At 36.6% G+C, this 23,339-nt stretch carries 25 protein-coding genes; 18 read left to right on the forward strand and 7 right to left on the reverse strand.

The features are described 5' to 3' along the window. The first annotated feature begins 303 nt into the window (after positions 1-303). The 9 genes from ccpN (at position 304) to G3O09_RS12980 (ending at position 8,934) form a co-directional block, all read left to right on the forward strand. Complete coding sequence (gene ccpN, locus G3O09_RS12940) at positions 304-942, forward strand: transcriptional regulator CcpN (RefSeq protein WP_163101910.1); 639 nt, start codon at positions 304-306, stop codon at positions 940-942. Positions 943-964: 22 nt separating this feature from the next. Further along, on the forward strand, positions 965-1,768 hold the full coding sequence (locus G3O09_RS12945) for a pyruvate, water dikinase regulatory protein (RefSeq protein ID WP_163101911.1): 804 nt from the start codon (positions 965-967) through the stop codon (positions 1,766-1,768). Between the two features lie 304 nt (positions 1,769-2,072). Beyond that, positions 2,073-2,534 (forward strand): YaiI/YqxD family protein, encoded by a 462-nt coding sequence (locus tag G3O09_RS12950; RefSeq protein WP_163101912.1) that lies wholly within the window; start codon positions 2,073-2,075, stop codon positions 2,532-2,534. A gap of 62 nt (positions 2,535-2,596) precedes the next feature. Further along, positions 2,597-4,402 (forward strand): DNA primase, encoded by a 1,806-nt coding sequence (gene dnaG / locus G3O09_RS12955; RefSeq protein WP_163101913.1) that lies wholly within the window; start codon positions 2,597-2,599, stop codon positions 4,400-4,402. A 50-nt stretch (positions 4,403-4,452) separates the two neighbouring features. After that, positions 4,453-5,577: an RNA polymerase sigma factor RpoD gene (rpoD, locus tag G3O09_RS12960; protein WP_163101914.1), complete on the forward strand. Its 1,125-nt coding sequence runs from the start codon at positions 4,453-4,455 to the stop codon at positions 5,575-5,577. A 232-nt stretch (positions 5,578-5,809) separates the two neighbouring features. Then, positions 5,810-6,373 (forward strand): hypothetical protein, encoded by a 564-nt coding sequence (locus G3O09_RS12965; protein WP_163101915.1) that lies wholly within the window; start codon positions 5,810-5,812, stop codon positions 6,371-6,373. Between the two features lie 219 nt (positions 6,374-6,592). Then, positions 6,593-6,958, forward strand: a complete 366-nt coding sequence (cccA, locus tag G3O09_RS12970) for a cytochrome c550 (RefSeq protein ID WP_163101916.1) — start codon at positions 6,593-6,595, stop codon at positions 6,956-6,958. 150 nt (positions 6,959-7,108) lie between these two features. Then, entirely contained in the window at positions 7,109-7,816 is a 708-nt protein-coding gene (locus tag G3O09_RS12975; RefSeq protein ID WP_163101917.1) for a tRNA (adenine(22)-N(1))-methyltransferase, read from the forward strand. Further along, the gene (locus G3O09_RS12980; RefSeq protein WP_163101918.1) at positions 7,813-8,934 is read left to right on the forward strand and encodes a Nif3-like dinuclear metal center hexameric protein; all 1,122 of its coding nucleotides are present in this window, start codon (positions 7,813-7,815) and stop codon (positions 8,932-8,934) included. Before G3O09_RS12975 ends, G3O09_RS12980 begins: the two co-directional genes overlap by 4 nt. A 44-nt stretch (positions 8,935-8,978) precedes the next feature. Here G3O09_RS12980 and G3O09_RS12985 read toward each other — a convergent pair whose 3' ends face one another. Both G3O09_RS12985 and vrrA read right to left on the reverse strand, forming a co-directional pair. After that, positions 8,979-9,932 carry a 4-hydroxy-3-methylbut-2-enyl diphosphate reductase gene (locus tag G3O09_RS12985; protein ID WP_163101919.1) on the reverse strand — a complete coding sequence of 318 codons (954 nt, stop codon included), beginning with the start codon at positions 9,930-9,932 and terminating at the stop codon, positions 8,979-8,981. Between the two features lie 107 nt (positions 9,933-10,039). After that, on the reverse strand, positions 10,040-10,792 hold the full coding sequence (gene vrrA, locus G3O09_RS12990) for a VrrA/YqfQ family protein (protein ID WP_163101920.1): 753 nt from the start codon (positions 10,790-10,792) through the stop codon (positions 10,040-10,042). Positions 10,793-11,076: 284 nt separating this feature from the next. On the opposite strand from vrrA, the gene G3O09_RS12995 reads away from it, so the two are divergent. Together G3O09_RS12995 and G3O09_RS13000 are read left to right on the forward strand one after the other, a co-directional pair. Further along, positions 11,077-12,396 (forward strand): DEAD/DEAH box helicase, encoded by a 1,320-nt coding sequence (locus tag G3O09_RS12995; protein ID WP_163101921.1) that lies wholly within the window; start codon positions 11,077-11,079, stop codon positions 12,394-12,396. Positions 12,397-12,422: 26 nt separating this feature from the next. Continuing rightward, positions 12,423-13,316, forward strand: a complete 894-nt coding sequence (locus G3O09_RS13000) for a deoxyribonuclease IV (protein ID WP_163101922.1) — start codon at positions 12,423-12,425, stop codon at positions 13,314-13,316. A 61-nt stretch (positions 13,317-13,377) separates the two neighbouring features. Here G3O09_RS13000 and G3O09_RS13005 read toward each other — a convergent pair whose 3' ends face one another. Further along, the gene (locus G3O09_RS13005) at positions 13,378-13,635 is read right to left on the reverse strand and encodes a DUF2624 domain-containing protein (RefSeq protein WP_163101923.1); all 258 of its coding nucleotides are present in this window, start codon (positions 13,633-13,635) and stop codon (positions 13,378-13,380) included. Between the two features lie 236 nt (positions 13,636-13,871). On the opposite strand from G3O09_RS13005, the gene G3O09_RS13010 reads away from it, so the two are divergent. From G3O09_RS13010 to zur, 3 genes are read left to right on the forward strand one after another with little or no spacing between them, the layout of a single operon-like run. Then, positions 13,872-14,579, forward strand: coding sequence for a metal ABC transporter ATP-binding protein (locus tag G3O09_RS13010; protein WP_163101924.1), 708 nt, complete (start codon positions 13,872-13,874; stop codon positions 14,577-14,579). Positions 14,580-14,592: 13 nt separating this feature from the next. Further along, complete coding sequence (locus tag G3O09_RS13015) at positions 14,593-15,432, forward strand: metal ABC transporter permease (protein WP_163101925.1); 840 nt, start codon at positions 14,593-14,595, stop codon at positions 15,430-15,432. 15 nt (positions 15,433-15,447) lie between these two features. After that, a complete protein-coding gene (zur, locus tag G3O09_RS13020) occupies positions 15,448-15,861 on the forward strand; it encodes a zinc uptake transcriptional repressor Zur (protein WP_163101926.1) in 414 nt (137 codons plus the stop codon). A gap of 244 nt (positions 15,862-16,105) precedes the next feature. Here zur and G3O09_RS13025 read toward each other — a convergent pair whose 3' ends face one another. Beyond that, positions 16,106-16,675, reverse strand: a complete 570-nt coding sequence (locus tag G3O09_RS13025) for a hypothetical protein (protein WP_163101927.1) — start codon at positions 16,673-16,675, stop codon at positions 16,106-16,108. A gap of 155 nt (positions 16,676-16,830) precedes the next feature. Here G3O09_RS13025 and G3O09_RS13030 point away from each other — a divergent pair, with 155 nt between their 5' ends. Then, complete coding sequence (locus tag G3O09_RS13030; protein ID WP_163101928.1) at positions 16,831-17,193, forward strand: hypothetical protein; 363 nt, start codon at positions 16,831-16,833, stop codon at positions 17,191-17,193. Between the two features lie 73 nt (positions 17,194-17,266). Here G3O09_RS13030 and ispG read toward each other — a convergent pair whose 3' ends face one another. Then, on the reverse strand, positions 17,267-18,391 hold the full coding sequence (ispG, locus tag G3O09_RS13035; RefSeq protein WP_205439656.1) for a flavodoxin-dependent (E)-4-hydroxy-3-methylbut-2-enyl-diphosphate synthase: 1,125 nt from the start codon (positions 18,389-18,391) through the stop codon (positions 17,267-17,269). A 154-nt stretch (positions 18,392-18,545) separates the two neighbouring features. Continuing rightward, positions 18,546-18,896, reverse strand: a complete 351-nt coding sequence (locus G3O09_RS13040) for a LysM peptidoglycan-binding domain-containing protein (RefSeq protein ID WP_163101930.1) — start codon at positions 18,894-18,896, stop codon at positions 18,546-18,548. Positions 18,897-19,069: 173 nt separating this feature from the next. On the opposite strand from G3O09_RS13040, the gene G3O09_RS13045 reads away from it, so the two are divergent. Further along, positions 19,070-20,764, forward strand: a complete 1,695-nt coding sequence (locus G3O09_RS13045; RefSeq protein WP_163101931.1) for a methyl-accepting chemotaxis protein — start codon at positions 19,070-19,072, stop codon at positions 20,762-20,764. A gap of 42 nt (positions 20,765-20,806) precedes the next feature. On the opposite strand, the gene G3O09_RS13050 is transcribed toward G3O09_RS13045, so the two are convergent. Then, positions 20,807-21,592, reverse strand: coding sequence for a DUF1189 domain-containing protein (locus G3O09_RS13050; protein WP_163101932.1), 786 nt, complete (start codon positions 21,590-21,592; stop codon positions 20,807-20,809). Between the two features lie 192 nt (positions 21,593-21,784). Between G3O09_RS13050 and G3O09_RS13055 the strand changes: the two genes are divergently transcribed. Together G3O09_RS13055 and G3O09_RS13060 are read left to right on the forward strand one after the other, a co-directional pair. Beyond that, positions 21,785-22,267 carry a DUF456 domain-containing protein gene (locus G3O09_RS13055; RefSeq protein WP_163101933.1) on the forward strand — a complete coding sequence of 161 codons (483 nt, stop codon included), beginning with the start codon at positions 21,785-21,787 and terminating at the stop codon, positions 22,265-22,267. Positions 22,268-22,588: 321 nt separating this feature from the next. Beyond that, positions 22,589-23,197 carry a superoxide dismutase gene (locus tag G3O09_RS13060; protein WP_163101934.1) on the forward strand — a complete coding sequence of 203 codons (609 nt, stop codon included), beginning with the start codon at positions 22,589-22,591 and terminating at the stop codon, positions 23,195-23,197. The last annotated feature ends 142 nt before the right edge of the window (positions 23,198-23,339 follow it).

Genomic DNA, 23,339 nt, shown 5'->3' on the forward strand with positions numbered 1-23,339 from the left:
ATATTCAATGTCCTGCGGGAAAATGAGGGAAGTAGTTGCCCCCCTCAGGCGGTAACATAGAGAAGGCTCACACCCTTCCCAGCGAAAATAAGTGTCTCTCGCTTCAATCAATGGACACTTTATAGTCTAAAAACGACAATCTATACGAAATTAGCCTAAAAAAGAGGTGAAAAGAAGGAATGAAGATTTCCTTACTTTTTCACCTCTTTTTTAATTTCTTTTAATAAGATAAATTTGCAGCAATAAATAAAAAGGTTATAATATTCATATATAGTATGACGTAATTATGCGATGTGTAGTTGGGTGGTGAATATTATCGAACTGAATAAAAGACAGGAGATAATCCTGCAAATTGTTAAAGATCAAGGTCCCATAACTGGTGAAGCTATCGCTGATCAACTAAACTTAACGAGGGCAACCCTTAGACCAGATTTAGCTATTCTTACAATGGCAGGTTATTTAGATGCAAGACCTAGAGTAGGATACTTCTATTCTGGAAAGTCTGGCACTCAATTATTAACTGACAATCTTAAAAATATTCATGTCAGGGATTATCAATCGATTCCCGTTGTAATAAATGATAGCATTTCAGTCTATGATGCAATCTGCATGATGTTTTTAGAAGATGTGGGGACATTATTTGTAGTAGATCAACAGTCGTTTCTTGTAGGAGTTCTTTCAAGGAAGGATTTGCTGAGAGCCAGTATTGGAAAACAAGAACTTTCTAGTATACCGGTCAATATCATTATGACACGCATGCCAAACATCGCCATGTGTGAAAAAGATGACTTGATGATCGACGTAGCAAAAAAATTAATCGAAAAGCAAATTGATGCCTTGCCTGTTGTGAAAAAAGTTGATAAAGGCTATGAAGTAACAGGTAGAATAACGAAAACAAATATTACGAAAGCTTTTGTGGCGTTAGCTACAGAGGATCTGTAATAGATGTGGGGGAGTATATCTTATGGAATCACCTATTATTTATGTTGTTTCCGATTCAGTCGGTGAAACTGCCGAACTTGTCACAAAAGCTGCAATCAGCCAATTTATTGGCTCTGATTTTTCCATTAGAAGAATTCCATATGTCGAGGACGAAGCCAATGTTGACGAAGTCATCTCACTTGCGAAGCTGAATAAAGCACTCATAGCATACACTCTTGTAAGACCTAGGATAAGAGAATATATGAAGTTACAGTCTAACAAAGAGAATATATTTGCATTTGATATCATTGGTCCATTAATGGATACACTTCAACAAAGGTTTAACCTACAGCCAGTTCATGAACCAGGTTTAGTTCGTAAATTGGATGATGATTATTTCAAACGAGTCGAAGCTATTGAATTCGCTGTAAAATACGATGATGGCCGTGATCCACGTGGGATTCTAAGAGCTGATATCGTACTGGTAGGAGTTTCAAGGACATCCAAGACACCATTATCTCAATATTTAGCCCATAAACGCTATAAAGTTGCGAATGTTCCACTGGTACCTGAAGTTGAACCTCCAGAAGAGCTTTTCCTAGTTCCTCCCGAAAAATGTATAGGGTTGAAAATCATGCCTGAGAAATTGAATAATATACGTAAAGAACGATTGAAATCTTTGGGTTTAGGCGATCATGCTATATATGCGAATATGGAAAGAATCAAAGAGGAACTCGATTATTTTGAGGGAATCATTGGAAGATTGAAGTGTCCAGTCATCGATGTAACGAATAAAGCAGTCGAAGAAACTGCCAATACCATCATAAATCTTATACAAAAAAAGTAAAAAAAGCACTTAGGTGCTTTTTTTGTTGGATAGCATTAATTTCAGATTGTTCAATTAGTTTTTTGATATATCTTTTTTAAATGATTTTTTTATAAAAAGTATATAGCAATTTGAAATAACTTGTTCTATAATAAAAAATTGTGATAAAAATAAAATATTTAGGTTTAGACTTAATAATTAAGGAATAAACTATAAACTGTGAGAAAGTCAAGTAAGAGTAGTGAAAAAAATTCGACATTTCTTGTACCCTTAAACTTCCATTTGGAAAAGAAGGATTATGAGGAATCATGGAGAATTATTGTGTATGATGAGAAAGCCTGTGATTTACATTGATGCTGATGCATGTCCAGTTAAAAGTGAAATCAATGATTGTGCAAAGATATACAATCTTGAAACGGTATTTGTAGCTTCGATAAAGAACAGTATGAAAGAACCAACCGAAGGAAGGTGGGTATACGTCGACTGGGATAAGGAAGCAGCCGATCTCTACATAATGAACCATGTACAATCCTTTGATATTTGCATTACAGCAGATATTGGGCTAGCGGCGGGTTTACTGGGAAAAAGGGTTTATGTGATTTCCCCAAAGGGAATAGAATACGATGATTTCAATATTCAATCCATGCTTGCATTAAGGCATATTTCTGCCAAAAATAGGCGAAGTGGAAAACATTCTAAAGGCCCAAAAGCATTCACCAGTGAAGATAGAAAAGTTTTTTCTCAAAACTTATTAAAAATCTTGTCGAATCATGCAGGAATTCTTTAAGCTTTATTGAATTAAAGAGGTATGAATTAAAAGTATCACCTCAATAAGTGAATGGTGATGATATGTCAAATACACGTATATCAGAAGAACAATTAAATCAAATTCGTAATGCTGTCGATATCGTGGATTTGGTTAGCGAATACGTTCAGCTCAAAAAACAAGGGCGAAATTATTTCGGCCTTTGTCCTTTTCATGGTGAAAACTCACCATCTTTTTCAGTGGCGCCAGAAAAACAAATTTTTCATTGTTTTGGATGTGGAGCCGGAGGAAATATCTTTACGTTCCTCATGGATATAGAAGGGCTTAGTTTTCTAGAGGCTGCTAAAAAGCTGTCAGAAAAAGCTAATGTCCCGCTGGATATTGTATTGAATCAATCTGATTCAAGCCAACAAGATTCCTCGCCTTTTTACAAAATGATGGAGGCTCATGAGTTATTACGTAAATTTTACCATCATTTGTTAGTAAACACAAAAGAGGGTGAGAATGCATTGGAATACTTGCTTCAAAGAGGTTTTACTGAAGAAGCAATTGAGAAATTCCAATTAGGTTACTCACTTGGTTCATGGGATTTCGTTTATAAGTTCCTAACCAAAAGGGGTTTTGATGAAAGTTTGTTGGAGGAATCCGGATTGATCATAAAGAGTGATCGGGAAGGAAAATACTTCGATAGATTTAGAAATAGAATCATGTTCCCTATCTTTGATACAAAAGGTAATACGATTGCTTTTTCAGGAAGGTCATTAGGGGACGATGAGCCCAAATATTTAAATAGTCCTGAAACGCCAATCTTTCATAAAAGCAACATCCTATATAATTTCCATTTGGCAAGGTCTCAAATAAGAAAGAAAGAAAGAGCTGTTTTGATGGAGGGCTTCGCTGATACCATCACTGCTTCCATGGCCGGTGTAGAAAATGTAATAGCCACTATGGGAACGGCATTAACAGACGATCACCTTGCATTATTAAAAAGGAATACAAATGAAATTCTGATTTGCTATGATTCGGATTCTGCCGGAATTGAGGCGGCAAATAAAGCCGCAAAAACGATTATTGAATCCGGCATGAATGTAACCATAGCAGTCATGCCTGACGGTTTAGACCCTGACGACTATATAAAAAAATACGGTGCACAAAGTTTCGCGCAAGAAGTAATTGGAAATAGTCTGACTTATATTGCTTTTAAAATGAAATATTTGCGAAGGGGTAAGAATCTAAACAATGAGGGCGACCGGCTTTCGTATATACAAGAGGTTCAAAAAGAAATAGTTAAAATTAAGAATGAGGTTGAAAGAGAGCACTATTTACGACAGCTTTCAACAGAGTTCACATTATCTTTGGATTCTTTATTACAGCAGCAGAAAAAAATCTTCTTTTCAGAGAGAAAGAAAGGCAATATAGCTGTTGCAAACACAGTAGACATACAAACACAAGCACCTTTGCAATATGAGCATAAATTAAAACCAGCTTATATGAAGGCTGAAAGACTATTGATCGCCCACATGTTGCAAAGTAAGGATACATTCTTTAAAATATCGAATCTCCTTCAGGGAATAGACCTGAACATTGATGAACATCAAGCTATCATTGCTTATATTTATGCTTATTATGAAAAATATGAGAATCCAGATGCAAGCTTACTGATGAACACCATACCAGATGTTGATTTACGGAGAATTCTTTCCGAAATAGAAATGATGTCTGTCAATGATGAGGTTACAGACCGAGAATTAAATGATTATATAAATTCCGTTTTGAAATATAAAAAGATGCTAATCATAAAAGAAAAAGAAGCGGAAAGAGACGAAGCGATAAAAAAAGGCGACTATCTTAAGGCTGCTTCAATCGCTAATGAAATTCTTAAATTATAAATTTTTTATATAGGTTGTTATGTGGTGAAAGTTTGGAAGGAGGGGAACAAATGGCTGATAAATCAGCTCGTTCCAAAGACATTGATAATGAATTAAGCATAGACCAAGTAAAAGAACAGTTACTTGAGAAAGGTAAAAAGCGCGGAGTACTTACTTATGATGAGGTAAGTGACCGTCTCTCAGGTTTTGAGCTTGAATCTGATCAGTTAGATGAGTTTCTTGAATACTTGGGTGAGCAAGGTGTAGAGGTACTTTCTGAAACAGATGAGGATGAAAATCCAAATATACAAGAATTATCCAAGGAAGAAGAATTTGATTTAAATGATTTAAGTGTTCCTCCTGGTGTTAAAATAAATGATCCAGTACGTATGTACCTTAAAGAAATTGGTCGAGTCGATCTTCTTTCTGGTGAAATGGAAATTCAATTAGCTAAACGTATTGAGGAAGGCGATGAAGAAGCAAAACGTCGCCTCGCAGAAGCTAACCTACGTCTTGTAGTAAGTATTGCGAAGAGATATGTGGGTCGAGGCATGTTATTCCTAGATCTTATCCAAGAAGGAAACATGGGCTTGATAAAAGCAGTTGAAAAATTTGATTACCGTAAAGGGTATAAGTTTAGTACGTACGCAACATGGTGGATCAGACAGGCAATTACCCGTGCTATTGCCGATCAGGCACGTACGATTCGTATCCCAGTGCATATGGTGGAAACAATCAATAAACTAATCCGAGTCCAAAGACAATTATTACAGGATTTAGGTCGTGAACCATCACCTGAAGAAATAGCTGAAGATATGGATTTAACACCTGATAAAGTTAGAGAAATCCTAAAAATCGCACAAGAACCTGTGTCGTTAGAAACACCAATCGGTGAAGAGGATGATTCTCATCTTGGGGACTTTATAGAGGATCAAGATGCAACATCTCCTTCAGAGCATGCTGCTTATGAACTTCTTAAAGAGCAATTGGAAGATGTATTGGATACATTAACTGACCGTGAAGAGAATGTTTTACGTTTACGTTTTGGTTTAGACGATGGGCGCACACGTACACTTGAAGAGGTTGGGAAGGTTTTCGGTGTAACGCGTGAACGTATTCGACAAATTGAGGCGAAAGCACTTCGTAAACTAAGACACCCAAGTCGTAGTAAGCGTTTAAAAGATTTCTTAGAATAGAATTATGAGTATTTTCAAAAAAGGTGACTTTAAATCGTTGATAGGGCGATTTAAAGTCACCTTTTCATTTTATGGTTCATTTTAGTCAAAACTCAAAGAATGGTTGCCGATATTAATAGAGGTATAATCAATTATTTAAAAATAGAGTAGCGACTTGATCAGACGAAACATACGCTTAGGCTGATTATTGGATAAATATTGGTTATGCGCTATTCTTTTAGGATGTGATGGTTTGAACGATACACGGAAGAAGATAGTTGTTAATGAGATTTTATATTGGAAGAAAAATCGATTGCTGCCTGAGCATTATTGTGATTTTTTATTGGCTTTATATACTGAAGGAAATGACAGAGAAGATAATGAAAGGGGCAATAATACGATTCTGTCATCTAAAAAATCTATATTGGGTAATCCTTTATATATTGCAGTTATGGTCCTTTCGATTGTTGGTTTAGTTATATCAGAATTTACATCCTTTAATTTTGTATTCCAAGGTATTATCTTATTGATGATTGTAAGTTCACTAATTGGAATAACTTATATTTTCTCAAAGAAGTCGTTAAATTATCAAGTTCCTTTAATAGCATCAGCTTTCATTTTGCTTCTATTTACCGTTAAAATGATTGAAGTATTGTTCCCTCAACAACTCCTTATTCTTTATATTTCATTATTCATTCATTGTATACTATGGATTGTTTTGGGGTGGAAGTTAAAATTGATATACTTTAAAATTGCAGGACTTTTTGGAGGGATCTTGATCCTTTATTTTTTAGGTAAATTTACTGGGGTTCTATAAGAAAAGCTGAAAAAATTTTAAAAATGGACAATAATTTACCGTTTTTGTAGAATAATAAAAGAAGTAATGAATATTGGAATGGCCAATTTTTGTCTAAATTCCGAATTTCTATTATATCTTATCGTTTAGGGCTTTTCCTAAGTAATAATTTCAAGTAAAATAATAATTGCTTGTAATTAATTAGACAGTCAGGTTTATACATAGGGGAGGTAAACTACTATGAATCGCAATCCAATTATTCCATTTGTACTTATTATGGTTTTTGGTATCGGCTTGGTTTTTGCTCTATCAATCAATGGCCTTGGAAATGCAAAAGAACAAGCAGCTGAAAAAGAAGGCGGAGAAAAGAAAGAAGAAGTTGCAGCAGGTTCTCCAGAAGAGATTTACAAAGGTACTTGTATCGGTTGCCACGGGGATCAATATCAAGGTGGCGTTGGTCCTGCATTAAAAGGTGTAGGAGATAAGTACACTCCAGACCAAATCAAAGACATTTTAGTAAATGGTAAAGGATCAGGAATGCCAGCTGGTCTAGTGGCTGAAGGCCAATTAGATGATATGGCAAAATGGTTATCTGAACTAAAATAATGCTTCATGATAAGATGGACGGCTGAACTAAGCATCAGCCGTCCATTTTTCATGGGAAGAAATTTGTTTCAAGTCCCCCTTTCCTTGCAACAGTAAAGAAACATTCCTTATACTAGAGGGACAAATAAATGGTGATAGGAAGGTCTAGATATGAATATTGAGAAGTTATCAAAACGTTTAGAAGCAGTTGCTTCTTATATACCATCAAAAAGCATCCTGGCTGACATAGGTTCTGATCATGCTTATTTGCCATGTTATGCTGTAATAAATGGGCTTGTGTTAAAGGCAATCGCAGGAGAAGTGGTTGAAGGACCCTATCAATCCGCTCGCAATCAAGTTCTTTCTGCCGGCTTGGAGAATAAAATCGAAGTCAGAAAAGGTGATGGCTTAGATGTTTTGAATCCAGGTGAAGCCACTACAGTCACGATTGCAGGTATGGGAGGGCCTCTCATTGCATCTATATTGGAACGTGGAAAAGATAAATTGGAAAAGACAGAAAGGCTAATTTTACAACCTAATATTCACGCAATAAGTATTAGACAATGGCTATTGAGTAACGGATGGCAACTGATAAAAGAACAGATCCTTGAAGAGGACGGAAAAATTTACGAGGTATTAGTTGCTGAAAAAGGAAACCCAGACCTTCCGTACCAAGAAAATAAAGAAGCGGCTTTATTGATGGGGCCATTTTTGCTAAAAGAAATGAACAGTACATTCGTAAAAAAATGGGATCATGAGAAAAATCATTGGTTACAAATCCTTAAACAGCTGGAGTTATCAGGTGAGTCAGAGGGGAATCAACAGAAAAAACAAGAAATACTTTCGAAAATTTCTATGGTTGAGGAGGCTTTGAAATGAAGAAAATACCAAATGGCTATGAAATCATTCAATTATTCGAACAATTCTCTCCGAAAAACCTAGCCATGGAAGGAGACAGGATTGGTCTTGAACTGGGCACTTTGAACAAACCAATCAATAAAGTAATGGTTGCTCTAGATGTATTGGATGAGGTAGTTGATGAAGCTATTGAGCAAGGAATAGACCTAATCATTGCTCACCATCCCATTATGTATCGTCCACTTAAGAATATTGTCACTGACCAGCCTTCAGGAAAACTAATTGAGAAACTAATTAAAAATGACATTACAGTTTATGCTGCACATACCAATCTAGACATCACTGATGGTGGAGTTAACGATATGCTGGTTATGGCCCTAGGTTTACAAGATTCTAATATGCTGATTCCAACCTTCGAAGAAACATTGAAAAAACTGATTGTCTTCGTACCAAAAGAAGCAGAGGATAATGTAAGGGAAGCTTTAGGTAATGCAGGGGCGGGCTATATCGGAAACTATAGTCACTGTTCTTTTTCTAGTGAAGGACATGGACGTTTTCTCCCAGGTGACGGGACAAATCCATACATAGGTACAAAGGGCAAACTTGAAGTAGTGGATGAAGTCAAAATCGAAACAGTTTATCCAAAGAATTTGGAGAAAAAAGTATTAAGTGCAATGCTTAAAGCGCATCCATATGAAGAGGTAGCTTTTGATCTCTATCCAATTGAAAACAAAGGGAAAGCTTTTGGATTAGGGAGAATCGGAAACCTTCCAATTGAAATGAGCTTACAACAGTTCACTGAACATGTGAAACAAAGTTTACACATAGACGGTCTTAGAGTAGTAGGCAATCTAAATGCACCAATAAAGAAAGTGGCTGTTGTTGGTGGTGATGGAAATAAATATTGGAGTCAAGCGAAGTTTAATGGCGCAGATGTTTATGTCACAGGAGATATTTACTACCATGTGGCTCATGACGCAATGGCTTCAGACCTGAATATTGTAGATGCTGGACACAATATTGAAAAAGTCATGAAATTTGGGGTAGTAAAGAAAATGAAGGAGCTTGTAGACGAAAAAGGTTTTGAAACGGAGTTTATTGCTTCGGAAATCAATACCGATCCTTTCAAATTCATGTAAAAAAATGGCCGGAATCTTTAATGGTCCGGCCATTTTTTAAGCGATTATTGTACTGATTGTGGATTTTTAACTTTTGGAAGTATTTTATTTAATGGAACATTTCGCTCACGTTTCCATGTTGTTTCGTCTTCAGGATTGTAGTTTTCAAGGAAAGTAATTACCTCTTTTGTTATAGGTGTAGGAGTAGAAGCTCCAGCTGTTACTGCAACAGTTTCAACTCCTTGTAGCCACTCAAGTTGGATTTCAGAAACATCTGCCACACGATACGACTTCGTTCCTGCAATATCTTCGGAAACCTGAGCAAGTCTGTTGGAGTTATTGCTCATAGGATCTCCTACAACAATAAGTAAATCTGCTTCGCCAGCTTGTTCAGCTACCGCCTCTTGACGGACTTGGGTAGCTAGGCAAATTTCTTTATGAACTTCCGTGTGAGGATATTTTTCCTTCACTTTATCAATGATATGGGAGACATCCCATTGACTCATTGTAGTTTGGTTAGTCACTATCAATTTCTCAGCTTGGATTGTAAGGGATTCCACATCTTCTGCTTTTTCTACCAAATGGACGATATCCGGTGCAACTCCAACTGCCCCTTCAGGTTCAGGATGTCCTTTTTTTCCAATGTAAATCACATGATATCCTTCTTTTTGCTTTTGACGAATGAGGTCATGTGTCGCAGTGACATCGGGACATGTAGCATCAATTGCAACTAACCCTTTTTCCTTTGCCAGCTCTCGAACTTCTGGAGAGACCCCATGAGCAGTAAATATGACAGTTCCACCATTTACCTTTTCCAGAATTTCTTTTCTGTTAGATCCATCTAATGTAATGATGCCTTCATCTTCGAATGCATCTGTCACATGTTTATTATGAACAATCATCCCAAGGATGTAGATGGGACGAGGTAGTGTTTTATCCAATGCGGCGTTCCTTGCAATCACCATTGCATCGACAACGCCGTAGCAATAACCGCGAGGAGCAATTTTTAATACTTTCATTTATATCCTCCTTAGTAAAGCAGAGCAACTCAAACTCATATTCTACTTAACATTATATAAAACCATCTAAGATATTACAAAGATTGGTTTACTTTACTAAGGAATTATTATACGAACAGCTTTGGCATCGATTCTCCTGGCCGGACGTTTCGTTTTTGTGCTGATATCGTTTTTTTAGGAATAGCTGCTTTAGGATTACCACTCCGAGCATCTGTGGGTACGATTTCTTCATGAGTCTTTTCAGAAACATTCGTAATTATAGTTTCCTTACTATTTTTCGATTCATCAGTGACAGAATCATTATTACTTGAATCTTTTAAACCTTGATAGATTTTCCACATCGCTGGTATGTTCTTAACCAGTGGTCCGTATTGTGACACTACGGGACCTATCGTTTCCACGGCTTGAAGAACTTTTTGTGTGTTAGTTAACATGGTTGTAAGTGAACCAGGGTTTGTTAGACTTTGCAAAATACCTGCGCCGGCAGTAGCAGTTCCTGCACTGCGAGTGGCTTCACTAGTTGCCGCAGTTGGTATGGAAAAAAGGTTAGGAGGCATTTGGGCAACAGCTTTTTGCTTGTTTTTACCTAATAATCGAGACAATAATCCCCCTTGTTTGCCCCCACGTTTTTTTTTACCAAATCCTTGATTGGGCTGCATATTTTGAAACCCTTGATTATGGGGAGGAAAAGGATTTTGTTGTACCATTTGATGATTTAAGTTCTGAAATGGCATCGGTTGTTGATAGGAATGAAAATGATGTTGCTGCTGCTGCATCATCATTTGAGGCATTCTATGCTGCCCAACTACCTGTTGCATTCGAAATCGCCTTGCAGGGCCATTTTGGAAACCCAATTGCATAATAATCCTCCTTTCTAGCTATAACTCATGAATTCGCTTTATAATAGACTATGCTAAATAAATAAAAACGAGATAAAAACCTAAAATATATAAAGATAAAGTTTGAAGGATTAAATTTTCAAATGAGTGCGAATATTTGGGGATTAAAGCTTTATTTCCCGATAATGTAGAAATATCGCATATTTGGTTGAGTTCGGGGGATAAAGAGGATAAGATAAGAAAAGTAGTTTCTGAGCGGACTTAACTCAATTTTTGTAAATATTATTTAAGAGGTGTAACATTTTATGAAACAGAACCAATTCGAACGGTTTTCATTCCATCCATATATTATAGAAGCCATCAATGATATTGGCTTTACAAAGCCAACTGATGTACAGGAGAGAGTTATTCCTGCTGCATTAAAAGGTACAAGCATTATTGGACAATCCCAAACTGGTACAGGAAAAACACATTCATACTTATTGCCAATACTTCAAAATATTGACCCTACTAAGGATGAAGTCCAGGCAATCATTACGGCGCCGACACGTGAACTAGCCAATCAAATCTATAAAGAGGCACTTAAATTTGCTACTCATTTTCCAGAAGAATCACCATTAACGGTCCGCTGTTATATGGGGGGAACAGATAAGCAAAGGACAATTGATAAGTTAAAGAACCAACCTCAACTTGTCATTGGTACTCCTGGTCGAATAAAAGATTTAATGGAAGATACTGCATTACAAGTGTTCACAGCGGGTACTTTGGTTATTGATGAAGCGGACTTGATGCTAGATATGGGCTTCATTGAGGATGTTGATAAAATCGCGGTTAGAATGAAAGAAAATCTTCAGATGCTAGTATTTTCCGCGACTATCCCAGAAAAATTAAAACCGTTCTTAAAAAAATACATGGAAAACCCAAAATATGTTCATGTAGATCCTAAACAGGTGACTGCTCAAAAAATTGAACATGTTTTAGTACCTTTACGTCATCGTAATAAAATTCAATTATTACATGATATGGTCATCCAATATAATCCTTACCTAGCGATTATTTTTACTAACACTAAGAAAATGGCTGACCAGGTTGCAGATGCATTGATGGCAAAAGGAATGAGGGTCGGTAGAATACACGGTAATTTATCTCCTCGTGATCGAAAGAAGATGATGAAGCAAATTACAAACCTAGAATTCCAATATATTGTAGCAACAGATTTAGCTGCAAGAGGAATTGATATTGAGGGTGTAAGCCATGTAATCAATTACGAGATTCCATCTGATTTGGACTTCTATGTACACAGAACTGGTCGTACGGCACGTGCTGGTTATTCCGGGATTGCCGCTACGATTTATGAACAGACGGATGAGGACGCATTGAACCGTTTAGAAAAAATGGGAATTGAATTCAAAAACCTAGATTTGCAAAACGGGGAATGGGTTGAAACAGATGACCGTAATAAACGAAAAAATCGTAAAAAACAAACAAACGAGATAGAAAAGAAAGCTAAGTCCATGGTACAAAAATCTTCTAAAGTAAAACCTGGATATAAAAAGAAACACCAAAGAGAAGTTGAAGAAATGAAGAAGAAACAACGTCGAATAGAGAAAAGAACGAATAAGTAGACAGGCTTGTTAGAGGGGGAAAAAGGATGCTTAAGATTGGATCTCACGTTTCGATGAGTGGAAAAAAGATGCTTTTAGCTGCTAGTGAGGAAGCTGTATCATATGGTGCTAATACTTTCATGATTTATACAGGTGCCCCTCAAAACACAAGAAGGAAAAAAATTGAGGATTTGAATATAGAGGCTGGACGTCTTCATATGGAACAACACGGGATAGATGAGATAATAGTCCATGCTCCATACATCATCAATATTGGAAATTCTCAAAATCCAGATACATTTGAGTTGGGCGTGAACTTTCTTCGTATGGAAATTGAGAGGACAGCTGCTTTAGGGGCAAAACAAATTGTCCTGCACCCCGGTGCCCATGTTGGGGCTGGAACAGAAGCAGGGATCGCAAAAATCGTAGAGGGCTTAAATGAAGTGCTGACAAGCGATCAAACGGTTCAAATCGCATTAGAAACAATGGCTGGCAAAGGGTCAGAGTGTGGCAAGTCATTTGAAGAAATTGCAATGATTATGGATGGGGTCACGCTGAATGATAAGCTATCCGTTTGCTTTGATACTTGCCATATTCATGATGCTGGATACAATATTGTGGAAGATTTTGATGGGGTTCTTAATGAATTCGATAAGATTATTGGAATCGAACGTTTAAAGGTTCTTCATATTAACGATAGTAAGAACGCTGTAGGTATGAGGAAAGATCGTCATGAAAACATCGGCTTCGGACATATTGGGTTTTCGGCATTGGATCATATCGTTCATCATCCACAGTTGCTACATGTTCCAAAAATCCTTGAGACTCCTTATGTAGGAGAAGACAAAAACGATAAAAAACCACCTTACAAACATGAAATTGAAATGCTGAAAAATCGAGCATTCAATGAAAACCTTCTCGATGTAATTAGAGCAGATTAATATAAAATACAGGAGACATCCATCAACCAAATGGGTGTCTCCTTATTTTTTCACATGGTAATTATGTGTTTGTCAGTTGTTTAAAAATACTTTCAACCTGCTTAGCGGTAGTCGGATTACAAATTTGGGCTATCTGTGCTAAAAGTTTGTTTCGTTCAGATTCGTTAAAGATATTTATGTTTTTCCCACGTAGCAATTGGACGATCTGATTGCCCTGTTGCCTGGAGATTTGAATACCATATTGTCCGCCTATACTAAGTAATTCATCGGTACTCATTCGATTTATTTTCATGTTGATGATGGTTTCAAACAGTTTCATCGAATCCCCCCTTCCCTCTAACATATGAAAACCATGTGTTAGAATGAACCACTTTTTATAAATGAAGGAAAGACTTATTAGTTGATTCTAAAAATTCACGTAATTTTATTCGCTTTACACTCATCTTAAAAAGGAGTATACTACTCAATGTTAAATCGTAATGATTACTAGAAATGCTGCAGAGCCGTATTGGCTGGGGCGCTGCAGACAGACTTTTAAAAAAATAGGTGATACCTTTGAATAATTCAATCATTCAAGTAAAAGATCTTTCTTATAAATATGAAAGTGATATTGTGCTTGAACATATAAATCTTACAGTGGATAAAGGTTCCTTTTTGGGTATCGTTGGTCCGAATGGTTCAGGCAAATCCACTCTTTTAAAGCTGTTATTGGGTCTGCTCAAGGTGCAACAGGGTGAAATCCGATTATTTGGAACAGACATCCGTCAATTCAAGGATTGGGATAAAATTGGATATGTTTCGCAGAAGGCAAATTCATTTAATTCAGGTTTCCCAGCAACGGTCTATGAAGTAGTGGCTAGCGGATTGACGAAAAAATTAGGGCTTTTTAAATTCCATACTAAGCAACATAAGGAAAAAATTCTTGATGCGTTAGATTCTGTTGGAATGATCTCATTTTGGAATCGAAATATTGGGGAGCTTTCAGGAGGTCAACAACAAAGGGTCTTTATTGCCAGGGCACTTGTAAGTGATCCTGAATTATTGATATTAGATGAGCCAACTGTAGGGGTAGACGCGCAAAATGTAAAACAGTTTTATACGATGTTAGAGGATTTAAACCATAAACTTGGTATTACTTTACTATTAGTCACTCACGACATCGGTTCAGTTTCTGAAAAGGTGACGCATGTTGCTTGTTTAAATAAGCATATGCATTTCCATGGTAATACAAAAGAATACATCAAATATCACTATATAGATTAACGGGAGGATTCCCATGCTCTTGGACTTATTTCAATATGAGTTTTTACAAAATGCATTTATGACTGGAATAATTATTGGAGCTCTAGCTCCATTATTAGGGGTTTTCGTAGTTGTGAGGCGCTTGTCTTTAATTGCGGATGCTTTAAGCCATGTTACTTTGGCAGGTATTGCGTTTAGTTTATTGCTTGAAAAGAAATTTACTGCCTTTATTGGCTTGAATCCTTTATATTTAGGAATGACTTTTTCAGTGATTGGTTCATTGTTCATTGAAAGGTTAAGAAGTGTGTACAAACATTATCAAGAACTGGCTATTCCGATCATTCTATCTGGTGGAATTGGGATTGGGGTCATTTTTATTTCACTAGCTGATGGATTCAACACTGATTTATTTAGTTATCTTTTTGGAAGCGTCAGTGCGGTATCTAGAATGGACTTGGGTGTGATTATTGGAATTGCAGTCATAGTAGTGGTTATCATTATTCTTTTATACAAAGAGTTGTTTTTGCTCTCATTCGATGAAGATCATGCAAAGGCATCAGGCATACCGGTAAAGCAAATTCATTTTATCTTTATTATTATGGTGGCACTTGTCATCGCTGCATCAATGAGAATTGTTGGAATACTTCTTGTTTCTTCTCTTATGACGTTGCCAGTAGCAGCTAGTATAAGAATTGCAAAAGGCTTTAAGCAGACTATTTCTTTTTCAATTCTATTCGGTGAAATTTCTGTAATAGGCGGACTTATTTTATCCTATCATCTTGATTTAGCACCAGGTGGGACAATTGTCATTCTTTCTGTTCTTATTTTGATACTTTCTATCCTATATAAAAATATCCGTCACAAATTGGCTTAAAAGGGTTGATACTATATGAATGTACAAGATGCGATGCAATTGTTAAAAGAAAAAGGATATAAACACACAGGAAAGCGAGAGGAAATGCTTGAATTATTCTCGCTAAATGATAAATATTTAACGGCAAAGGATGTATTGGAAGCGATGAAGGATGATTATCCTGGATTAAGCTTCGATACGATTTATCGCAATCTGTCACTATTTGTTGAAGTTGGAGTCTGTGAAATGACAGAGCTTTCAGGAGAAAAACATTTCCGTTTTACCTGTAAACATAATTCTCATCACCATCACTTTATATGCCTTGATTGTGGAAAAACAAAAGAGATTCAAACCTGTCCAATGAGTCAACTTCAAGAGAATTTACAAGGATATGATGTATCCGGGCATAAATTCGAAATTTATGGTAAATGCCCAGAGTGTAATTTGTAACTATTAGGCTCTGTTAAATGGTGCTGTTGATTTCCGTTCCAGGCACTCGCTTTCCGCGGGGCGGGCGGTGAGCCTCCTCGGCGCTCTGCGCCTGCGGGGTCTCACCTGCCCCGCTGCTCCCGCAGGAGTCGAGCGTCTTCCACTCCAATCAACTTAGTGGATAAATCAACAATAAGCTTTAACAGAGCTAACTATTAAAAAAAAGCGGATTCCAATTACTGGAGTCCGCTTTTGTTTTTATATATTAATTATTCTTTAACCAATTGTTTACCCATCGCTCAGCTTCTGACCAATTATTTACCCTAATGACGCTCTTAGGTACTGGTTCCTGATTATAAGGAGTATTGAAAAGGATTACAGGGATGCCACATTCTTCGGATATGGTCACTGCATTATCGTGTTTATCCTCGAAAAATATATCGACATTATATTTCTTGGCAGTGGCTATTTTATCGTGAGATCCAATTAATTCTAAATGATCAAAGTGTAGCTGATTGGATAGAAACCATTCTTTCGTAAGTTCTAACAAATGTGATCTTCTTGCTGAAATAAAATAAAGATCTATTTTCTTGACCCACTTATCAAGTACATCTTTTGCTCCATCCGACAGTAACGAAGATGAATAAATATGTGGTTCATTTTCTAGGAACCATTTAGCAAATTCCTTTTCCTCTTGTTGAACATATGGCAAAAAGCTATACTGTGTGACATCCTCGTAGGTAAGCTTTAAATTGAATGCTTTGTTCAAAAATGGAATAAAAGTATCAGGTCTTGTAACTGTGCCGTCAATATCGATACCGAATCGTTTTTTCATGATATTCTCACCTCTTTATTTTCACTTCTTATCTTACCATAATTCATTGGTTGAACACTTCAATACTTTCCAACTCATACAAGCTTTGACATGCACGTTTTTATAGAAGTAAGGAACAATAATAATGCACCAAAAAAGAAAGCGAGGGATTTGCGATGGAGGACAAAAAGGTCACATTGTATCGTTCTAGAGCAGATGAAGACGATGTAAAGATCTATGAGCCTGGCCGTTATGAAGAAGAGACGGCTGCCGAGCTGACTGCCCCTGTGATATTTGGTCGGGACGTTGACCGAAGAGAAACAGTGAGAGAAGAAATGTCTGCTGGTAGAGGCTTTGGGTACACTGCGATAATCTTGTCTATTCTTTCGTTATTTACGCTTCCGATCTTGTTTGGTGCAGCAGGAATCGTACTTGGATTTCTTGCACAAAGAAGAGGAGCAGTAACATTAGGTGCTTGGGCAATAGGAATTGGAGCATTTTCCATCATTATTGGGATATTTATTCTCCCGTTTTTCTAAGGAACCTAACTTATGGGTTTCTTATACAACAAAAGAGGGTGAACTTAAATCGTTTAAGTTCACCCTCTTTTGCTTATTCTGTAATCGCCGATTCTTCTATTGCTGCAGCCTTTTCCTCAGCTGCTTTCTTAGCGAAGTATTCCTCCGCAATTGCGTCTATTTCTTTTTTCAATTCTTCTACCATCACTGATTCTGGCACTTTCCGTACAATTTCACCTTTACGGAACAACAAACCTTCTCCTCTTGCCCCAGCGATTCCAATATCAGCTTCCCTTGCCTCTCCAGGACCATTTACCGCACAACCAAGAACTGCTACTTTTATAGGAGCCTTAATTGTAGAAATGTATTCCTCTACTTCGTTTGCAATACTGATAAGATCGATTTCGATACGTCCACAAGTAGGGCAAGAAATCAAAGTGGCTGCATTAGAAGAAAGTCCAAACGATTTCAATAATTCACGTGCAACCTTTACTTCTTCAACTGGGTCTGCACTTAATGAAATACGTAATGTGTTTCCGATTCCTTTACTTAAAATCGCTCCAAGGCCAGCCGCACTTTTTACCGTTCCAGCAAATAATGTTCCTGATTCTGTGATGCCTAAGTGTAAAGGATAATCAAATGCTTTTGCTGCTTTTTCATAAGCTTCAATAGCCAGATTTACATCTGATGCCTTCATGGAGACGATGATATCGTAGAAATCTAAATCCTCAAGGATTTTAATATGATGCAATGCGCTTTCAACCATACCGTCAGCAGTAGGATAGCCATATTTTTCAATGATTCGTTTTTCAAGTGAACCAGCATTTACCCCTATACGGATTGGAATCCCTTTTGCCTTTGCGGCATTTACAACTGCTTCAACCTTTTCACGGCGACCGATATTACCAGGATTGATCCTGATTTTATCTGCTCCACCCTCGATTGCTTTTAGTGCTAGCTTATAATCGAAATGAATATCGACAACAAGTGGGATATTGATACGTTTCTTTATTTCTGAAATTGCATTGGCAGCTCTTTCATCCGGACATGCAACACGGACGACTTGGCAACCTGCCTCTTCTAATCTAAGGATTTCTGCAACTGTAGCCTCAACATCATGCGTCTTAGTTGTTGTCATACTTTGGATTACTAATTCATTGTTTCCACCGATTGTCAAATTACCTACTTTGACAGGTCGGGTTTTAGTACGATGTATAATTTCACTCAAGTGGTATTCTCTCCTTTAAAGAACAAATAAGTGTTCTATGATCATGGAAGATTTAAATATTGTCCAAATAAGATTGCTACTTAATATCTACGGAATCATTGTATCAGTGTTTTGACTAGAATGACAAGAATTAGAATGTATTTTGTCAGTCATTGGCATTCTGATATGTTGGGATTTTATATTTTTTCCCCATTTGTATTTGATCGGGTGCTAGTCCATCATTCAATAATATAAAATCATCTATTATTTTGGGGATGGATTGTGAAAGCTTACCCTCCCTTTTTTCAATAAGACTTAATAATGTATCCCCAGGTTTTACAGTGACCTCTACAAAATCCATTGCTTTAGTTGAGCTTGCTTTTTTATCATCTGACTTCACTTTAGTAATAGGCTCAGAAGCTTTAGGAGCGACAGCAGGAAGTGTACCGATCGATAGATCATAATAAAGGACATAAACGATAAGTAAAAACATTATGGTGCCAATAAATTTCTTCATAGATTATCCCCCTGGGCTTGTATACTACATTCTATGAATGGTTTCCAACAATATGCCGATTTTTTGGCACCAATGGAAAATCATGATTGTTTAATCGAAAATTTACTCTATTTTTACATCCCCTTTACATTCATAAATGATAATGAATAGGTACAAAGAAGGGGTGTCGAAAAATGGGGCTTTGGAAAGGCAAAATAGGGAAAAACACAGGTCGTATTTTAAGCTTAAAGACCAAACTCTTAGTAATGGTCATGATTTCGCTAGTAGTATCAGTAGGTAGTATTGGATTAATATCATCGATTAAGTCGAAAAGTAGTGTCACAGAGCTTATGGAGCAGAGGTTAAAAAGGGAAGTGGCTATTTTCTATGGAATGGCTCAAAATACGATGATGTTGTACGTTGGTGACGAAGAGAAATTCACGAAGAAAATTCAGTCTGTTGTCAAAAGACAGGATGCGGAAATGGTACGTGACAATTTGCACGCTACTTATTATGTATTAAACGAAAAGGGTATAAATCCTTTTGATGTTAGTAAAAAAAGTGCACTAAGTTTCTCTAAGGAATTAGAAGGTAAAATACTAAAACAGAAACAAGGAATCATACATGAAGAAATAAATGGAGAATTGTATACACTTTGCTTTCAGTCCATTCAAGAATTAAAAGGTATTTATATAATAGCTGTTCCACAAAATGATTATTTAGCACCAATCCATCAAATGTCTTGGTTTATTTTTACCGTAGCGATTGGGAGTATTCTACTTGTTAGTATTATTATTCAAATAATGATCCATAACTTAATGAAGCCTCTAACACAGCTTAGGGATACAATGAGGATAGTTAGAAACGGTAATTTAAATATAGATACGAATATAAAAGCGAATACATCTGAAGTCATTTCCCTTGTGAAAAGTTTTCATGCACTGATGGCAGATATGAAGTCACTACTGGAAAATATAAGTGAGATTTCCCATGAACTAAAGAGAAAAGGACATCATTTAGAAACCTCTTCACTAGGTATCTTATCTAAAAATGAGGATATGGTAGATGGAATCCAATTGGTTAAACAAGCAGCTGCTGAAACCGCATCTAGTTCCGAACAAAGTATTGATGCATTTCATTTGATGAAGCAAAAGCTATTACATGTATTTGCTAATATGGATACAATCTTTGAAAAAGCAAATGAAATGCACAGTTCTTCGAATGAAGGTAGTATCAAAATGAAAATTATGAAAGATAGAATGAATACATATGAAGAAGATTTACAGAGGATGAATGTAACCTTAGAAGGTATGAGAGCCTATTCAGTTTCCATAACTTCTATAGTTAAGCTAATACGCAACATTTCTGAACAAACAAAGTTACTTGCCCTTAATGCAACAATAGAAGCTGCCAGAGCAGGGGAAGCGGGGAGAGGATTTTCGATAGTGGCTGAGGAAGTTAGAAAGCTGGCTGATCAATCCAGCTTAGCTGCAGAAGAAATCGGTGTCACCATTGGGAAAATGGAATCAATAACAGGGGAAGCTGTTTCTGAATTTCATCAAGTCAAAGAATCAATGGGTGATAATTTAGCTGCCATTGAAGATAGTCATTCTTCTTTCTTAAGAGTAAATTATTTAGTTGAAGACACCACAAAAGGTATGAAGGATATTCAAATGATGTTGAGCACACTACAAAAATCTTTACCTATTATTGAAAACTCCTCTGAAAGATTTGTTTCTCTGTCTCAACAATTGAGTGCAAGTGCCGAACAAATGCTGGTTAATTCTAAAGAACATCTAGAAGAAATGAAAGAAACTCATTTAATAGGTACACAGTTGAATGGACTTTCCAATGCATTAGTTGAACAAACCCTTAAATTTAGCAAATGAAAAAAGCCGATTCATTGGAATTAAATCCAATGAATCGGCTTTTTATGGTTGAATGTTACGTTGTTTTGGTTTAGGTATTTCTCGGATGGTCAGTATCAGGATAACAAAAGTCACAAACCAATTAATCATCATTCCACCCACTACTTTGGTTTGAAGAAACGCCATAATAGTGAAGAAAACGGTTGGTAGAGTAATACTATAGGCAACTAATCTCCAAAGATGACGGTAGGTAATATTCCGGCCCAAAGAATTTTTGAATAACAATCCTATGAAAGCAAGAAATGAAATTTCTATAAAATCAATTCCTACGTTAAATATATATGTGGTTAATCCAATTACAGGCAGGAAAATAAATAACATACTCTTCATTGAAATCAAAAATTGTTCAATATCATCTTTTGAAATTATCAGAGTCTCCAACATGGAATAGGGATAAGTTTGAATCGACCCTTGCGCAACCATTACAAATTGAGTTTCCAGAAGTGCAAAGCCATTGTTTGCATGATTAGCCACATCCTGTTCAGTCATGGTGCCGGAACCATCTATAAATAATGTAAAATCATTTTTTCGATTCTCAATGGTTTTAGTCGTCTCGGTGTGTAGGGTTCCATCTTTAATTTCAAAATCTGGGAAATCGGTTTGTAAAGTTGATAATGATGATTCTAGGCCTTCTGAAATACTTTTCCCAAAATAAATAAAAGATGGCAGGAGAGAAAAGAGAGTTAAGAAAAAAACATACAAAATCGTTTTTCCGATTCCTTGGAAACGGAACTTCGCAATATCTTTAGGAGAGAATAAACTTAAGAAAAATTGTTTGAATATATTCATTTACAACACCCATCATATTTTTTTCACATGCGTATTCATTTTATCCTCCAGTCAGTTATAACACAACCTATATTATCAGTGAATTTTTTGAGGTGAACAGGGGTTTTCGACTATTTGAAAAGGATAAAATGAAACCAGGTAATAAATTGAACCGTATGAATATCTATATCATCTATTGAAAGGACGTTTGCTTTGGATATTGTATATTGGATTATCATTTCAACGATGTTCATTGTAGGTTTTATTGGATTAATTTATCCTATAATACCTAGTGTTTTATTTATCTTCGGGGGCATATTACTTTATGGAGTCTTTTTCTCCTTTGAACCGTTTAATTGGTTTTTTTGGACAGTTCAAGGTTTATTTGTCATTATGTTATTTGCCGCTGATTACTTAGCTAATTTAATAGGGGTAAAAAAGTACGGTGGATCAAAAGCCGGAATATGGGGAAGTACCATTGGTTTAATAGTAGGTCCCATTATTATTCCTATTTTTGGTTTAATCATTGGACCATTTGCTGGAGCGGTTATTGCAGAGCTGATTGTGCATAAAAAGGATTTCCCAACTGCTTTGAAAATTGGCTTCGGATCAGTAGTAGGCTTTATTAGCAGTGTTATTACAAAAGGTATTATCCAAGGAGTCATGGTGATTTATTTTTTGATTGTTGTCTTATAACAAGCTTGTTTTCGTAAAGATTGTTGTTTTTTCAATGTCCTGCGGGAAAAAGAGGGGAGCGGGAGACCCCACAGGCGACAACGCCGAGGAAGCTCCCTTTCCTCTCTGCGGAAAGCAAGTGCCTCTCGTTTCAATCAATGGACAAATTAGTCTAAAAAACAACTATCTAATTGAAAAGACAATATAATTAAGTAAAGATTCAAAAATGTCGAGCAAAACATTTGAATGAATTACTAAACTTTGCTAAATTAAGAGAAGTAGGCTTAACCATTCCATCGTGATGGAAAAGCCCGTTATTCCCTACATAGGAGGAATTTTATTATGGCATATGAATTACCGCAATTACCTTACGCATATGATGCACTTGAGCCTCATTTCGATAAGGAGACAATGAACATTCACCACACAAAACACCACAATACTTATGTTACTAACTTAAACGCAGCTCTAGAAGGTCAAGAAGAACTTCTTAGCAAAAGTGTTGAAGAGTTAATCTCTAACATGGATGCAATTCCTGAAGCAGCTCGCACTGCAGTTCGTAACAATGGTGGCGGACATGCAAACCATTCATTATTCTGGCAAATCCTATCACCTAATGGTGGTGGCGAGCCAACTGGAGAGCTTGCTGAAGCAATCAATGCTAAATTTGGCAGCTTCGAAAGCTTTAAACAAGAATTCGCAAAAGCAGCTACAACTCGTTTTGGTTCAGGTTGGGCTTGGTTATCAGTAAGCAATGGTGAACTTGAATTATCTAGCACACCAAACCAAGACTCACCATTAATGGAAGGCAAAACCCCAGTACTTGGTCTAGATGTGTGGGAGCATGCTTATTACCTTAACTATCAAAACCGTCGTCCTGATTACATCGCTTCTTTCTGGAACGTTGTAAACTGGGATGAAGTATCTAAACGTTATCAAGCTGCAAAGTAATTGTAGCGAATTTACAAGATGAACCCTTATTCTAGGGTTCATCTCAGACTGTAGACAAATCCCCCAAAAAGGGGATTTGCCTACGGTCTTTTTTTTATATAATGAAAGTAATACTATTCTTTTAGGTGATGAACATGTTAAC

Source organism: Peribacillus alkalitolerans, from assembly GCF_010882125.1.
Classification (GTDB): domain Bacteria; phylum Bacillota; class Bacilli; order Bacillales; family DSM-1321; genus Bacillus_BN; species Bacillus_BN alkalitolerans.

Excerpts from the sequence above, each read along its gene's own strand:
- G3O09_RS12945 (WP_163101911.1), top strand. The coding sequence starts at position 965 with ATGGAATCACCTATTATTTATGTTGTTTCCGATTCAGTCGGTGAAACT.
- G3O09_RS12950 (WP_163101912.1), top strand. The coding sequence starts at position 2,073 with ATGATGAGAAAGCCTGTGATTTACATTGATGCTGATGCATGTCCAGTT.
- dnaG (WP_163101913.1), top strand. The coding sequence starts at position 2,597 with ATGTCAAATACACGTATATCAGAAGAACAATTAAATCAAATTCGTAAT.
- rpoD (WP_163101914.1), top strand. The coding sequence starts at position 4,453 with ATGGCTGATAAATCAGCTCGTTCCAAAGACATTGATAATGAATTAAGC.
- cccA (WP_163101916.1), top strand. The coding sequence starts at position 6,593 with ATGAATCGCAATCCAATTATTCCATTTGTACTTATTATGGTTTTTGGT.
- G3O09_RS12975 (WP_163101917.1), top strand. The coding sequence starts at position 7,109 with ATGAATATTGAGAAGTTATCAAAACGTTTAGAAGCAGTTGCTTCTTAT.
- G3O09_RS12980 (WP_163101918.1), top strand. The coding sequence starts at position 7,813 with ATGAAGAAAATACCAAATGGCTATGAAATCATTCAATTATTCGAACAA.
- G3O09_RS12985 (WP_163101919.1), bottom strand. The coding sequence starts at position 9,932 with ATGAAAGTATTAAAAATTGCTCCTCGCGGTTATTGCTACGGCGTTGTC.
- vrrA (WP_163101920.1), bottom strand. The coding sequence starts at position 10,792 with ATGCAATTGGGTTTCCAAAATGGCCCTGCAAGGCGATTTCGAATGCAA.
- G3O09_RS12995 (WP_163101921.1), top strand. The coding sequence starts at position 11,077 with ATGAAACAGAACCAATTCGAACGGTTTTCATTCCATCCATATATTATA.
- G3O09_RS13000 (WP_163101922.1), top strand. The coding sequence starts at position 12,423 with ATGCTTAAGATTGGATCTCACGTTTCGATGAGTGGAAAAAAGATGCTT.
- G3O09_RS13005 (WP_163101923.1), bottom strand. The coding sequence starts at position 13,635 with ATGAAACTGTTTGAAACCATCATCAACATGAAAATAAATCGAATGAGT.
- G3O09_RS13015 (WP_163101925.1), top strand. The coding sequence starts at position 14,593 with ATGCTCTTGGACTTATTTCAATATGAGTTTTTACAAAATGCATTTATG.
- zur (WP_163101926.1), top strand. The coding sequence starts at position 15,448 with ATGAATGTACAAGATGCGATGCAATTGTTAAAAGAAAAAGGATATAAA.
- G3O09_RS13025 (WP_163101927.1), bottom strand. The coding sequence starts at position 16,675 with ATGAAAAAACGATTCGGTATCGATATTGACGGCACAGTTACAAGACCT.
- G3O09_RS13030 (WP_163101928.1), top strand. The coding sequence starts at position 16,831 with ATGGAGGACAAAAAGGTCACATTGTATCGTTCTAGAGCAGATGAAGAC.
- G3O09_RS13040 (WP_163101930.1), bottom strand. The coding sequence starts at position 18,896 with ATGAAGAAATTTATTGGCACCATAATGTTTTTACTTATCGTTTATGTC.
- G3O09_RS13045 (WP_163101931.1), top strand. The coding sequence starts at position 19,070 with ATGGGGCTTTGGAAAGGCAAAATAGGGAAAAACACAGGTCGTATTTTA.
- G3O09_RS13050 (WP_163101932.1), bottom strand. The coding sequence starts at position 21,592 with ATGAATATATTCAAACAATTTTTCTTAAGTTTATTCTCTCCTAAAGAT.
- G3O09_RS13060 (WP_163101934.1), top strand. The coding sequence starts at position 22,589 with ATGGCATATGAATTACCGCAATTACCTTACGCATATGATGCACTTGAG.